Source organism: Pseudoalteromonas sp. R86517 (assembly GCF_042466295.1).
Classification (GTDB): Bacteria; Pseudomonadota; Gammaproteobacteria; order Enterobacterales; family Alteromonadaceae; genus Pseudoalteromonas; species Pseudoalteromonas atlantica.
The window spans coordinates 1,683,983-1,696,703 of sequence record NZ_JAXHCB010000001.1 but is presented as its reverse complement, the minus strand read 5'-3'; the positions used below and the strand labels follow the sequence as shown (position 1 = coordinate 1,696,703).

Genomic DNA, 12,721 nt, shown 5'->3' with positions numbered 1-12,721 from the left:
TTACTACAAAAAAGGCGGTTATCATTAATTTATCCATAAGCTTTGGACTAACGGTACGCGCAGCTTATGGATTTTTGTTAATTGACTGGTGTTAATGCCCTGAATGTTACATAATTCTGTGGCACTTTTCATCAAAGAAACGCTATTTAATTGCTATGTTTGGACTGTCGAAACTATTCTCCTCTAAATCGGTGCAAAAACAACCGATTATTACTGCCTTAGCGGCGTATCGAAGCGCGGCATTTGCCGTAGGTATTGATGAAAGTTTTATTGATACCATTTCGCAAAATGACGATAAATCAATACACATTAAAATAACGCTGCCATTTGCGGCTCAATCAGAAATGCCGTTAGTTGAGCAGCACGTAAGTGAAAGTATAAATACACCGGTTATCATAGACTCTGTGGTGACTATAAAAGAGCCTGCAAAGTTTAAAGCCATTAAACACATTGTGCTGATTGCCTCAGGTAAAGGGGGGGTAGGAAAATCCACTACCGCTGTAAATTTAGCCGGGGCGCTTAAAAACGAAGGCGCAAAAGTAGGGATTTTAGATGCTGATATTTATGGGCCATCTATTCCTATGCTTTTAGGGCTTGTGGGTGCAGAGCCACAAACCAAAGATAACAAACTGCTTCAGCCATTTGATGCCAACGGCATTAAAGCGCAATCAATCGGCTTTTTAGTGCCAAGTGATGACGCAACGGTATGGCGAGGGCCAATGGCATCGGGAGCGCTCAACCAATTATTAAACGAGACAGATTGGGGCGAACTTGATTACTTAATTGTTGATATGCCACCGGGTACGGGCGATATTCAGCTAACAATGAGCCAAAAAGTGCCTGCCAGCGGCACTGTTATTGTGACGACACCGCAAGATTTAGCCCTTGCCGATGCGCAAAAAGGCATTGCAATGTTTAATAAAGTAAACGTACCTGTGCTTGGGCTTATAGAAAATATGAGTCACTACATTTGTAGCCACTGCGGAGAAGCCAACCATGTGTTTGGCAAAGATGGCGCAGAAAAACTTGCTCATAAACACGGCGTACCGGTGTTAAGCCATATTCCACTTGCCATAGATATTCGTGAATACTCAGAGCAAGGTAAATTAATCGCCAGCGATACCAGCGCGGCTATTAGCAACACATACAGCGCAGCGGCAAGACTGATTGCCAGCACGCTTTTTTATCAGCAGCACCAACACAGTGTTGAGATAGTGATAACGCAGGACTAAGAAAAAATGAGACTCTCAGATACCCATATTAAAGAATATTTAAGCGATGGCCGCATAGTGATTGAGCCTGCGCCGACTAACGAAATGATTTCGGGTGTGACAGCCGATTTGCGTTTAGGGAACAAATTTAGAACCTTTAACGCACATAACGCAGCGTACGTAGATTTAAGTGGCCCTAAAGATCAGTTAAATAAGGCTATGGAATCAATAATGAGTGAAGAGATTGAGCTTGCCGACGGCGAAGCTTTCTTTTTACACCCAGGTGAGCTGGCATTGGCCATTACCCATGAAAAAGTAACACTTCCTGCCGACATAGTAGGCTGGTTAGATGGTCGTTCATCACTTGCCCGCTTAGGTTTAATGGTGCATGTAACAGCGCACAGAATCGACCCAGGTTGGAGTGGTAATATTGTTTTAGAATTTTATAACTCAGGTAAGTTACCACTAGCGCTGCGCCCAATGATGAAAATTGGTGCAATGAGCTTTGAAATGCTTTCAGGACCCTGCGAAAACCCATACAACATTCGTAAAGACGCAAAATATAAAGATCAAAGTAGTGCGGTAGCAAGCCGCATTAGCGACGATAACCTATAACAATATAAAACTATTAAGCGTTTAAATCGCTGTTTTTTTTGCTAGTTTAAACGCTTAATAATTTATACCAACGTGCATTATTCCTTAAACTGATATTAAATGTGTTTTTTATTTCTGGCTTTATAAACGAGTAAAAACTCGACTAATATAGATAATAAAATAACTATAATTACAATGCCTTGAATAGTGTGCAGCCTTTTAACCCTGTCAACACTCTCTTTTTCGTACTGCATAACTACCGTATTAAACGCTTTTAAAAGCGGCTCTTTTGCTAAAGAAAAAAAGCTTTCTTGCACTGTATCTAAATTAAGTGTTTGTGTTTTTAACTTTAGTACTTCTTCAACTCTATCTGAAAACATATTTAATTTTTTATCGACATTAATAGGCTCTTTAAAATACATTGCTAATAACTCGTTAGATAGCGGGCTTTCATCGCCTAATACTTGCGCCCCATAATGCTCACTTAATAAGTATTTATGATTATTTTTTAAAGAGTTTAAAGCATTAATGGCCAGTAATTTAGAATCCTGCGAGCCATACATTAAGTACTCTAAAGTAAACATACTCACCCGTTGCGAAAGCATTCTTTGTTGACCACTTACATTTACGAGTTTTCCAGTATCGGTTTGCGCGTCTATTACTTCATCAAGCATAAAGTGAATACAGATAGATAAAATTGCAATTACAGTTAAGGGAACAATATAAACAAAAGAGATAGCGCCATGCTTTTTATTTGTAAAATCAGTATTTACCATTTAATTGCTACTTAATTTAAAATTATTAATGCTTTAGGATAGGATAGATTAAATATAAGATTTTTCACGTAGATAAAGTTTACAAGGTAGTTTGTTGCTTATTGAGATTTATGAAGTGCATAACCTAGTAGTTCAAAATACTTATTAAGCGCTTTATTTGTTTTATTAACATGCTGAGCATTTGGGTATATCAAATTACTGCTTTTTAAGCCACTAACCAAAAAACTATTTTGTATCGTGCTGTGGGCATCTATGCAGGCTTCAAAGCAGCGCGCTGCTAACTCCTCAGGCATACTCATGTAGTTTATGTTATGCGCTTGGTCGTGTTTTATGCACGTTTGTACAAATTCATTCGCATCTTCCCCATCAAAATCTAAAAACACGTTTTTGTAAAAATCGTTTAGCGCACTATTAAGTGGGTGCGATAAATTTGGCGTATTTGAAAGCCATAATTTTGATGCAAAACCAAAGCGAGGTTTTGCATTAAATAAATGCTCGCTTATATGGTGATCAAAGGCATGAAACCATTCGTGAGCCAATGCGCCACCGCCGGCGTTTTTTGCTAAAGCAAGGGTTTGTGAAGCTGCGTTATAATGCGCTTGGACGCCTTTTTGACCGCCATGCCCAAAGGCAAAATTTAGTTTGCCGCGCAGGCCAATGGCTTTGGGTGGTAAATGTAATATTTGAGCAAGGTCGGCGAGGGCATCGTAAATTAAGTTTGCACTAATAAAATGCTCTTCTTTGGTCACCCATTTTCCTACAACCATAGATCTAAAGCCAAAGGTGTCTCTAATATCACTAAAGTCAACTTGGTCGTCAAAGCGGTAGTCTGGCCCTTTACGAGTGAATCCGCGTTTTAATCTGTTTGGGTAATTACGCATTTACATTTAATGGTGGCTAACTTAAGTAACGTGCTTTTACGTGTTCGGGCATGTGTTGGGTTTGTTTTTGTATTAATTCATCTAATAAATTATAAAGTGGAGCAGGGTTTAACTGCTCTATTAACAACAAACTATGTGCAACGGCCTCAAGCGTAGAAAGACTGTCGGCTCTGGGGGCTTTTCTAATAGCGTAACGGCTTTGCGGTAACTGCTTAAAGCTCACTGTTTTAAATTTAGTGAGTAGCGGGGTCAGCTGCAAAATTTTATAGGCTTTTTTCCAGGTGCCATCAATCACGACTAAATGCGTAATGTTACTTAAGGCTGGCTTTGGGTTTGCATCATCTAAGTAGGTGGCGTGCTCATTAGGGTAGAGCAGTACTGTGGACTTAACAGGTAAAGAGTTGAGCATGGCAAAGTCGGTGTTATTTTCCCCTTTGATTATTTTGCAGTCAGTTAGGCTCAAATTAAGCAATTTTGCCGTGTTTTTCGCTATTTTTTCTTCACTGGGGTGTTGTAGAATAACCACGCTAACTTTATTTATTAAACGTTTAATGGCCCCGCATATACAGGTAGAGGGCGTAAACAAACAGCGTTCACAAACTTGGCGAGTCATTAATTAAACTTTTTATTGCGAGTGTATTTTGATAATTATACATTTATAAAGTAATAAAGTTGGATTTTTTTACGCATAGATATACAGTAATACTATTAATTATAAAAATGACACGGAATGTTTAGAAGGGCTTAAAATATGACAGAAGTACAAATAGATGAGGCTGCTCTAGAAAGTATGCAGTCGTTACTTGGTGAGCAGTTTAAAGATACACTTGAATTTTGCTGCAGTGAATTTGAGCGCCTTGGTAATGAAGTAATTGCAACCATTGGTAACGATAAAGAAGCGGCGATTCGTCATGCCCATAGTTTAAAATCGAACGCGGCTCAGTTTGGTGCTACGAGTTTATCTGATGTAGCCCGTGATATTGAACTTAATCTAAATCAAGATAACTTAGCGCAAGCTGTTACGGCATCAACTGATTTATTGGCGCAAGTAAGTGGTTCGCAGGCCCAATTAAGAGCGTGGGTAGAGTCTAATTAACTTTATTTGTTAACGTGAATTTATTTCAGTATTAAGCAACTAATTACGCTGGCATTTTACGCCTTTACTAGGGTAGTCTTAGACATTACTAGGGCGTGTTTGGCCTCTCGATAATAAATTTGATCACGCATTGCCCAAGGGCCACCCTTGGGCTAGTAACACAATTTTACCGAGCCCATTAGGTTATAACCCTCGCATTGAACAAACCCACTCCTAGTTCATTATTTTTTTCCATAAAGCCAGTTCGCCCCAAAGAGGTAAAAATGTCAGATATTAAAAAGAGTCACAAATTAGAAGGTGTATGTTATGACATTCGTGGACCGGTTTTAGCGCAAGCCAAAAAAATGGAAGACGAAGGTCAAAAGGTACTAAAGCTTAATATTGGTAACCCTGCGGCGTTTGGTTTTGATATGCCAGAGGACATGCACCGCGATATTATTCGTAATTTGTATTCGGCCCAAGGCTACTGCGACTCAAAGGGGCTATATTCAGCCCGTGTAGCGGTTTATCAGCATTACCAGCAACGAGGTTTGCATAACCTAGATGTAGATAATATTTATATTGGTAATGGGGTGAGCGAGCTTATTCAAATGATCACCCAAGCGTTATTAAATAACGATGATGAAGTGCTTATTCCAGCGCCTGATTACCCACTGTGGACCGCGTCAGTTAAATTAGCAGGCGGGAACCCTGTTCATTATTTATGTGATGAAGAGCAAGATTGGTTTCCGGATATTGCTGATATAAAAAGTAAAATTACGTCTAAAACAAAAGCGCTCGTACTAATTAACCCTAATAACCCAACCGGCGCGGTTTATAGTGACGATTTACTTTTAGAGCTAATTAATGTGGCGCGCGAGCATAAGCTGTTATTGCTTAGCGATGAAATTTACGAAAAGATTTTATACGATGGCATCACTCACACCTCAATTGGTGCGCTATGCGATGATGTGCCCATTATTACTTTTAATGGTTTAGCTAAAACCTACCGTGCAGCGGGTATTCGTATGGGCTGGATGGTACTAAGCGGGCGCACTTCTGCAATGGAAGATTTACGCAAAGGGCTAGATATTTTATCGTCTATGCGTTTGTGTGCCAATGTACCCGCGCAATATGCGATACAACAAGCGCTAGGGGGTGTGCAATCAATAGATAGCTTAATCGACCCAGGCGGGCGATTATATGTTCAGCGCGATATTGCTTGGCGTGGGCTTAATGCTATTGAAGGGATAAGCTGTAAAAAGCCAAAAGGGGCGCTTTACGCCTTTGCTAAAGTAGACACGGCTCATTTTAATGTCACTGATGATGAAAAAATGATGTTTGATTTACTAAAAGCAGAAAAAATATTATTAGTGCATGGGCGTGCATTTAATTGGCCAGAGCCAGATCACTTTAGGTTAGTGTTTTTACCTAACAAAGACGATTTATCGAGTGCGATGCTTAAAATGCAGCGCTTTTTTAAAGATTATCGCCAAGTTTAGTTAATTCCAACTAATACGCTGTAAAATAAAAAACGAGCTTAATTAGCTCGTTTTTTATTTACGCGATAATGCTGATACGGGTTTATTAGTACGCGCGGTCAACTCTTACGGTATTATCACTTAAATAGACCAACCGTACGTTATCACCTTTACTAAAGCGCATTGACTGGTCTTGGTCTTGTACCACCATGTATTGATCGCCGTTTTCTACCTGAATCAATAACTCTACTAGGTGCGTTTGCTTATAATAGCTTTTTTGCTGATTATTATGCGCCACGCTTCCGCCAATGACTGAGCCTAAAATAGTGGCGACGGTACGACCGCTCCCACCACCAAATTGATTACCGACAACACCCCCGAGTAGGGCGCCGCCAAAGGTTTTCCAGCCATTGTTTTTGTCTTGCACAAGCTCTTGTTCGGTAATTTTACGTACAGATTTTACATCGCCAAATAAAACCTGTTGTACAGGCACGGCTTTGTTTCGCTCATAGTTCGCAAAACTTGGTGCACTGAGTGTAAGCAATGCACACATTGCTATAGTTAAGGCTTTCATAGGTGTCTCCTATTGGTGTTACGCAAAGCCAATATTTTTGCCTTTGCGTGGAAATGTATACCAATGCGCAAAAATACTTAATCATTTTGCGGCTAAACATGTCACTACCGGCGTTAAAAATTATCATTTAAAACAACTAAATAGTCATTTTTTACCTAGTCATCAACGCGTTTATCCAGCCTCAAAATAGATCAGTTAATTTAGCTAATTGGTATTATTACCAACCAAATGTCGATTTTTCTTTCGTTTTACGAATTTCAGTTTCGTCTGCCCATTCTACTAGGCCGCTTTGCATATCCATTAAGCGCATTGTAAATTTGTAATACACATCTGATTTATCAGCATTTGATTTAACAATGCTCGATAAGTTGCCGTACAACATGTATTGCGCACCAATTTGTTTACCAAAGGCAACTGCGGTGGCAGGGTTTACAAGGGCATCTTCGTTTTGAAAGTTAAGCTGCTCACGTACTGATTCAACACGGGTCATGTCAACAAAACGAAACTTACCGCTGCGCAACAGTTGCGTAGAGATTGAGTCGGTAATAGATTCAGTGTCTATGTGTTCACTGGTTTTATTTTTAATGCGCTCAACAAATACCACAGGGCGTTTGTTTTGGGTCATTGTGCCAATAACCGGCGAGCTAAGTAGTGAGTCGGTCATTTGGCTGGCTACTTTTTGTAAATCGGTAGAGCCAAAGTTTATATCGGTGGTTTCTACTGCTTGCGCGTCGCCATAACTAACTACGGCTTTATTGGCACAACCGCTTAAAATGAGGGCGCTGAGGCCAATAACTGCATAACTCGATAACGTTTTAAATTGTGTAGTGATCATTTTTATAACCCTTATTCTTTAAATTCTTGTGCGTCGGTAGACACTTCTCTTACTGCGAGCGAAAATGTAACTGCATCCGGTGTTGGCGCTAAGCCGGGTAATTGTGTTTTAGAAAAACCAAACAGTGTTAAGGCTTGCCAAGGTGAGTGGTTTCCTTTAATTACAAACCCGTCTTTGTCGTACCAATTAAACTGATACTGTAAATATTGCGACTTTTTATATTGGCTGCTTAGTGTTACTACCACGTCGGTTAACTGGTTTGTTTGGCGTGTTTTAACATCGGTAATGGCAAGCTTTTCACCTAGAGCAGGATTATCAACATGTAGCTGCTCGTTAAATGTATTTTTGCTTTGCTCAACCGAAATGCCTGATGTATCAGGTTGGCTTGCACATGCCCCAAGCATTAATGCAGCCACTAATGGCAAAGTATATTTCATGATGACTCCTAGAGTTGAACCACATGGTAGTTAAAATAGTTATTAATAGAGGTTAGGTAAATTAAGGTTAACCCTTGCTTACTAACGGTAAAATTAATAGGCGCATGGTTGCCCATTAAAAGTGTATGCGACCCAGCATTTAAACTGCTACGAGCCATGCTTATTTGATTAGGTAAAGTAAGCCAGCTACGTGTATCAGCCTGCTCAGACGCCAAATTATAAATATTAGCAATGATATTGCCTACATCGCCTGTGCTACGTGCAAGCTCTGCGCGCACTTTTTCTTTGGCTACTAAGCGTAATACTTGCCTAGATACGCGAGCCGGTATTTGTTGCTCTAATGTTTTAGCCGCTAATGCTTCTATATGCACTAATGGGTTGAGCTCTAAATTCTGCGAACCTATATTTACGCCATTAATATTAGCTATAAACGCATTATCTTTATAAACCGGCATTGCTAAACTGTAAAAACGCGCATCGCCACCTGAGGTATAAATAGGCAAGCGTAATTTAAATTCATCTTGTTTAGGCACTAAGCCTTGTTCAACCAATATAACTACTTCACCGTGATTAGCACGAAGGGGCTTTAATGGGCTAAAGCGGCGCTCAAACTCTTCTAAATCTTGGTTAAAACCTTGCTTTTTAGCTAATCGCATTACATCTTGCTGTAAGTAGTGATTATCAGGTTGAATCTCTAATGCTTTTTTATAATCAATGTAGGCATCATCGTATTGTTTATCACTTTGGTACAACAGCGCAGATAAATAAAACGTAAAGGCATTTTGAAAACCATTTTTAATACCGCGTGTCACATTACTCATACTTGGGTAATGCTGTTGTGCTTGCTCTATTGTGTCGTTTATTTGTGTTTTATTATCAGCAAGCGCATCGACTTGTACTTTGTTAGCACGACGTATTTCAACCAAGGCGCCTTCTAAATCACTGTTGTATACATAATTAAGTGCTTTGTAGCTATGTAGCATGCTCATTTCATATGCCGGTGGTACATAGGTAATGGCAGAGTCGTTAGTAAATAAGGCGTTACTTTGTTCAAGCCCTGCACTTAATTGAATTTTTGCTGCTTCTCGTTTTGTTTGTACCTGGGCGTATACGTTTTCAAATTGTTGTTGTGAAAGACTTTGCTCGTTAGCAAGGTCTTTTAAACGGGCTTGCTCTAATTGGTTAAGTAAATAGCTACTGTGTAACTTACTATTGTTGGCAATAAGTGATTGAGCCTGTTCAATATTGTTATTTTGAATTGCGTTTCTTACAGACGTCATTTGGCTTGCATAGTCGTTAAATAAATCATTAAAGCCTATGGTGCTGCATCCACTTAATATAAAACAAACACTTAAAATTATACTTTGGCGCACTGAGCACTCCTATATAGTTAGGTTTTAAAGATTAACATACTCTGGTTTTGGATTTGTGTGAAATAGTGTAAAAAAGCGTAGCCTACTTTAGGGCATATAGACCTGTGAAGATTGAAAATTATTCTCCCTAAGGTAGCCACGCGTTAGTTAAATTACGTGTATTTAAGGTAGGCAAATCATCATGAATAGCTTGTGAATGCCAGAGGATAGACGCTTAATTACAGCAATTTAGCAGTATATAAAGTTATAATGCTGCGAATAAGAATAGAGTAATTACAACAATGCCGCTTTACAGCTAAATGGCTCAGCTGTTTAAATACAGAGCTGGCTGAGCAAGCCAATTTAAAGCATCTCATTATAAGGTTTTAGTTAAGGAGCGATTTTGAAAGCCACTTTATACACCCTCGTTGCATTAATAGCCTTTGCGGCAAATTCTTTACTTTGCCGTATGGCGTTAGCGCAAGGTTATATTGATGCGTGGAATTTTACAATTATCAGGCTCGTAAGTGGTGCCGTGTGTTTAGGCTTAATTATGGCTATATATACGTATAACCTTAAGCGTAAGGGCGCGCTTAATGACGCTATTTTAAGTGATACCGGAAGTTGGCGAAGCAGTATTAGTTTATTGGTATATGCACTTTGTTTTTCTATTGCTTATATAGAGCTAGATACAGGCACCGGTGCGCTTATTTTATTTTCAGCGGTGCAACTTACCATGATTGGTTGGGGCATATATAAAAAAGAGCAGCTGAGTAAATTGCAGTGGGGGGCTTTTTTTGTCGCGTTAGCTGGATTTGTGTATTTAATGTTGCCCTCTGCCGCTGTGCCTTCTTTGTTAGGGGCCTCGCTTATGGCGTTAAGTGGTGTTGCATGGGGCGTTTACAGTATACGCGGTAAAGCATGTGTATCGCCGCTGCGGACCACCGCCTTTAACTTTATAAGAAGCTTAGTAGCTATTCCTGTTTTATTACTTGTAGCAATAGGCTATTTAAAAACAGTAAGTATGCAAGGGGTGCTGCTCGCATGCGCCTCAGGCGCCATTGCATCAGGCATTGGTTACAGTATTTGGTATGTGGCCATGCCGCTACTAAAAAGCACGCAAGCGGCGGTCGTACAGTTATGTGTGCCTGTACTAGCTGCTATTGCAGGTATGTTGTTTTTATCTGAGCAGGTAACAGTGGAGTTTATTATTGCAAGCTCACTAATACTTGGCTCGGTATTGGTGTTTATATTAAATAAGCATACAGCGCGGTAATGCCAATAAAAGCTGCCACGTTTTATCAGTACTGATGCCTTTTAAAGTGAATAAAAGCCCGCTATTAAGGCGGGCTTACATTTGTTATAAAACGTTTATATAGCGCGGGTAAATTATCTAAAATAGCTGACTTACCCTCTAAATCGCTGTTGCTTATACATTCGTAAAGCATCGCTTCGCTCAATGCGTTTACTAACCACTGAGATTGCTTAATATGGCTAATATGCCAAGGTTCAGGTGCTACGCCGCCTAAATCCTGTTTGTAGGGGCGATAAAAACCATATTTAGCTAGATTTTTATCAAGCCACTGGCTGAGTGGTGCAAATGGCCCCCCATGTTGGTATTCATCAGGGGTAAGTTGCAGCTTATAATCATCGCTAATTGCGGCGGAATCATACACATCAAGGTCGGTTCCTAAATGATGCCGACTAGCCCCTGGCATGGCAGAGTAAAGCATAATAGCCGTGCATTTTTCCAGCTCATTTAGTTGGCTTAAATCCACTATCTGTTGCTGTTTATTAAAAACAGGGCGTATACCTAAAAACTTGTTATTCCAAATCATAGCTTGGCGATTAAAATCGCGAAAACTTGAGGCAATAGTCAACTCAAAACCAGCATTCTTAGCGCCATTTTGCAGGGCTAAAAAGTCATCAATAATATCAGTATGTAACCGATGCGATTGAATCTCAGTGAGGTGTGTATCACTTTGTCCAGTGATACACATTGCTAATGTATTGGTATCGAGTGCCATTAGGTTAACAGTTGCTCTAAAATTTGCTCGTAAATATCAGCTAAAGCGATTAAATCATCGGTGCTTACACATTCATCTACTTTATGAATAGTGGCGTTGCGGGGGCCTAGTTCAATCACTTTTGCGCCTGTTTGCGCTATAAAGCGCCCATCTGACGTACCCCCGGTGGTTTCGAGGTTAGTGGTTAACCCCGTGACAGATTTAATCGCATTTACGGTGGCATCAACTAACGGACCATGCTCGGTAATAAACGGCAAGCCATTTACTATCCAGCTTAATTCGTAGTTTAAGTCATGCGTTTGTAAAATAGCATTAACCCGTTCTTGTAGTTGCTGATGAGTTACTTCGGTACTAAATCTAAAATTAAATTGCACCTCAAGCTCGCCCGGTATGACATTCCCGGCCCCCGTGCCACCCTTTATATTTGATACCTGGAAGCTGGTTGCAGGGAAAAATTCATTGCCGTTGTCCCACACTGTTTGGCTAAGTTCAGTAATGGCGGGGGCAGCCAAATGAATTGGGTTTTGTGCTAAGTGGGGGTAGGCTACATGGCCTTGCACACCTTTTACTTTTAAAAAGCCAGTAAGGGAGCCACGACGGCCATTTTTTACTACATCACCGAGCACATCTCGCGATGAAGGCTCACCCACTAAGCACATATCAATTTTTTCGCCGCGTGCTTCAAGCGTATCTATTACTTTGGTTGTACCGTTGATAAAGGGGCCTTCTTCATCAGAGGTAATTAAAAATGAGATAGAGCCTTTGTGATCAGGGTTTTTAGCCACAAAGCGCTCAGTAGCAACAAGCATTGCCGCCAGAGAGCCCTTCATATCAGCTGCGCCTCGGCCATGCAGCAAACCATCTTCAATTAAGCCTGAAAATGGCGGGTGCTGCCAGTTTTGTGCAGGTCCTGTAGGGACTACATCGGTATGGCCTGCAAAACAAAAGTGTGGCGACTGGTTTCCTTTTCGGGCCCATGTGTTGAGTGTATCGGTAAAAAATAACGACTCAATATTAAAGCCTAGGGCTTTTAAACGCTCGTTCATCATTGATTGGCAACCCGCATCTTCAGGGGTTACCGACTCGCGCTGAATAAGCGCTTGTGCAAGTGCAATTACTTCATGTGTCATTATTTAAATATCTCATCGTATTGCGCAGCTTTAAAGCCTAAGTGGTAGCTGTTGTTATTTACAAGCACTGGGCGCTTGATCATAGCTGGTTGCTCTACAAGTAATGTTATAGCAGTGTCTTTGCTTAGGTTTTGCTTTTGCTCATCAGCGAGTGCGCGATAGGTTGTACCACGCTTATTAACTAACTGTTCCCAGTCAATATGCTCAGCAAATTCGCTTACAAGCTGCTCGTTTACACCGTCTTTTCGGTAATCGTGAAAGGTAAAATCTATGTTGTTGTCGGCGAGGTATTTTTTGGCTTTTTTAATGGTGTCGCAATTACTAATGCCGTAAAGAGTGATCATAGGT

Annotated in this window: 15 protein-coding genes; 5 read left to right on the top strand and 10 right to left on the bottom strand. The window is 40.4% G+C overall.

Annotated elements, in window-relative coordinates:
- Nucleotides 1-155: 155 nt before the first annotated feature.
- Nucleotides 156-1,232, top strand: a complete 1,077-nt coding sequence (gene apbC / locus SJY38_RS07600) for an iron-sulfur cluster carrier protein ApbC (RefSeq protein WP_121637374.1) — start codon at nt 156-158, stop codon at nt 1,230-1,232.
- Nucleotides 1,233-1,238: 6 nt separating this feature from the next.
- A complete protein-coding gene (gene dcd, locus SJY38_RS07595; RefSeq protein WP_004587761.1) occupies nt 1,239-1,826 on the top strand; it encodes a dCTP deaminase in 588 nt (195 codons plus the stop codon).
- Nucleotides 1,827-1,921: 95 nt separating this feature from the next.
- Here dcd and SJY38_RS07590 read toward each other — a convergent pair whose 3' ends face one another.
- The 3 genes from SJY38_RS07590 to SJY38_RS07580 form a co-directional block, all read right to left on the bottom strand.
- The gene (locus SJY38_RS07590; protein ID WP_377109523.1) at nt 1,922-2,581 is read right to left on the bottom strand and encodes a type IV pili methyl-accepting chemotaxis transducer N-terminal domain-containing protein; all 660 of its coding nucleotides are present in this window, start codon (nt 2,579-2,581) and stop codon (nt 1,922-1,924) included.
- 98 nt (nt 2,582-2,679) lie between these two features.
- Nucleotides 2,680-3,462 carry a CLCA_X family protein gene (locus SJY38_RS07585; RefSeq protein ID WP_377109522.1) on the bottom strand — a complete coding sequence of 261 codons (783 nt, stop codon included), beginning with the start codon at nt 3,460-3,462 and terminating at the stop codon, nt 2,680-2,682.
- Nucleotides 3,463-3,478: 16 nt separating this feature from the next.
- Entirely contained in the window at nt 3,479-4,075 is a 597-nt protein-coding gene (locus tag SJY38_RS07580) for a tRNA-uridine aminocarboxypropyltransferase (RefSeq protein WP_377109521.1), read from the bottom strand.
- Between the two features lie 138 nt (nt 4,076-4,213).
- Between SJY38_RS07580 and SJY38_RS07575 the strand changes: the two genes are divergently transcribed.
- On the top strand, nt 4,214-4,558 hold the full coding sequence (locus SJY38_RS07575) for an Hpt domain-containing protein (protein ID WP_004587765.1): 345 nt from the start codon (nt 4,214-4,216) through the stop codon (nt 4,556-4,558).
- Nucleotides 4,559-4,821: 263 nt separating this feature from the next.
- Nucleotides 4,822-6,039: a pyridoxal phosphate-dependent aminotransferase gene (locus SJY38_RS07570; protein ID WP_004587766.1), complete on the top strand. Its 1,218-nt coding sequence runs from the start codon at nt 4,822-4,824 to the stop codon at nt 6,037-6,039.
- Between the two features lie 85 nt (nt 6,040-6,124).
- Here the strand turns inward: SJY38_RS07570 and SJY38_RS07565 are convergent, their stop codons facing one another.
- The 4 genes from SJY38_RS07565 to SJY38_RS07550 form a co-directional block, all read right to left on the bottom strand.
- Nucleotides 6,125-6,592, bottom strand: a complete 468-nt coding sequence (locus SJY38_RS07565) for a glycine zipper 2TM domain-containing protein (RefSeq protein ID WP_004587767.1) — start codon at nt 6,590-6,592, stop codon at nt 6,125-6,127.
- A 217-nt stretch (nt 6,593-6,809) separates the two neighbouring features.
- Complete coding sequence (gene lpoB / locus SJY38_RS07560; protein WP_024032666.1) at nt 6,810-7,427, bottom strand: penicillin-binding protein activator LpoB; 618 nt, start codon at nt 7,425-7,427, stop codon at nt 6,810-6,812.
- Between the two features lie 11 nt (nt 7,428-7,438).
- Complete coding sequence (locus tag SJY38_RS07555) at nt 7,439-7,864, bottom strand: YcfL family protein (protein WP_024032667.1); 426 nt, start codon at nt 7,862-7,864, stop codon at nt 7,439-7,441.
- Between the two features lie 8 nt (nt 7,865-7,872).
- A complete protein-coding gene (locus SJY38_RS07550) occupies nt 7,873-9,237 on the bottom strand; it encodes a COG3014 family protein (RefSeq protein ID WP_377109520.1) in 1,365 nt (454 codons plus the stop codon).
- A gap of 382 nt (nt 9,238-9,619) precedes the next feature.
- On the opposite strand from SJY38_RS07550, the gene SJY38_RS07545 reads away from it, so the two are divergent.
- A complete protein-coding gene (locus tag SJY38_RS07545) occupies nt 9,620-10,492 on the top strand; it encodes a DMT family transporter (protein WP_138611151.1) in 873 nt (290 codons plus the stop codon).
- Nucleotides 10,493-10,556: 64 nt separating this feature from the next.
- On the opposite strand, the gene SJY38_RS07540 is transcribed toward SJY38_RS07545, so the two are convergent.
- The 3 genes from SJY38_RS07540 to SJY38_RS07530 are packed head-to-tail and all read right to left on the bottom strand — an operon-like array spanning nt 10,557 to nt 12,717.
- Nucleotides 10,557-11,243 carry a M15 family metallopeptidase gene (locus tag SJY38_RS07540; RefSeq protein ID WP_377109519.1) on the bottom strand — a complete coding sequence of 229 codons (687 nt, stop codon included), beginning with the start codon at nt 11,241-11,243 and terminating at the stop codon, nt 10,557-10,559.
- Nucleotides 11,243-12,373 carry a succinyl-diaminopimelate desuccinylase gene (dapE, locus tag SJY38_RS07535; RefSeq protein ID WP_273611372.1) on the bottom strand — a complete coding sequence of 377 codons (1,131 nt, stop codon included), beginning with the start codon at nt 12,371-12,373 and terminating at the stop codon, nt 11,243-11,245. The genes SJY38_RS07540 and dapE overlap by 1 nt, the downstream gene beginning before the upstream one ends.
- The gene (locus tag SJY38_RS07530; RefSeq protein WP_096041847.1) at nt 12,373-12,717 is read right to left on the bottom strand and encodes an ArsC family reductase; all 345 of its coding nucleotides are present in this window, start codon (nt 12,715-12,717) and stop codon (nt 12,373-12,375) included. The genes dapE and SJY38_RS07530 overlap by 1 nt, the downstream gene beginning before the upstream one ends.
- Between the last annotated feature and the right edge of the window lie 4 nt (nt 12,718-12,721).

What these genes read in the sequence shown, in the direction of transcription:
- apbC (WP_121637374.1), top strand. Translation starts at nt 156, where the DNA reads ATGTTTGGACTGTCGAAACTATTCTCCTCTAAATCGGTGCAAAAACAA.
- dcd (WP_004587761.1), top strand. Translation starts at nt 1,239, where the DNA reads ATGAGACTCTCAGATACCCATATTAAAGAATATTTAAGCGATGGCCGC.
- SJY38_RS07590 (WP_377109523.1), bottom strand. Translation starts at nt 2,581, where the DNA reads ATGGTAAATACTGATTTTACAAATAAAAAGCATGGCGCTATCTCTTTT.
- SJY38_RS07585 (WP_377109522.1), bottom strand. Translation starts at nt 3,462, where the DNA reads ATGCGTAATTACCCAAACAGATTAAAACGCGGATTCACTCGTAAAGGG.
- SJY38_RS07580 (WP_377109521.1), bottom strand. Translation starts at nt 4,075, where the DNA reads ATGACTCGCCAAGTTTGTGAACGCTGTTTGTTTACGCCCTCTACCTGT.
- SJY38_RS07575 (WP_004587765.1), top strand. Translation starts at nt 4,214, where the DNA reads ATGACAGAAGTACAAATAGATGAGGCTGCTCTAGAAAGTATGCAGTCG.
- SJY38_RS07570 (WP_004587766.1), top strand. Translation starts at nt 4,822, where the DNA reads ATGTCAGATATTAAAAAGAGTCACAAATTAGAAGGTGTATGTTATGAC.
- SJY38_RS07565 (WP_004587767.1), bottom strand. Translation starts at nt 6,592, where the DNA reads ATGAAAGCCTTAACTATAGCAATGTGTGCATTGCTTACACTCAGTGCA.
- lpoB (WP_024032666.1), bottom strand. Translation starts at nt 7,427, where the DNA reads ATGATCACTACACAATTTAAAACGTTATCGAGTTATGCAGTTATTGGC.
- SJY38_RS07555 (WP_024032667.1), bottom strand. Translation starts at nt 7,864, where the DNA reads ATGAAATATACTTTGCCATTAGTGGCTGCATTAATGCTTGGGGCATGT.
- SJY38_RS07540 (WP_377109519.1), bottom strand. Translation starts at nt 11,243, where the DNA reads ATGGCACTCGATACCAATACATTAGCAATGTGTATCACTGGACAAAGT.
- dapE (WP_273611372.1), bottom strand. Translation starts at nt 12,373, where the DNA reads ATGACACATGAAGTAATTGCACTTGCACAAGCGCTTATTCAGCGCGAG.
- SJY38_RS07530 (WP_096041847.1), bottom strand. Translation starts at nt 12,717, where the DNA reads ATGATCACTCTTTACGGCATTAGTAATTGCGACACCATTAAAAAAGCC.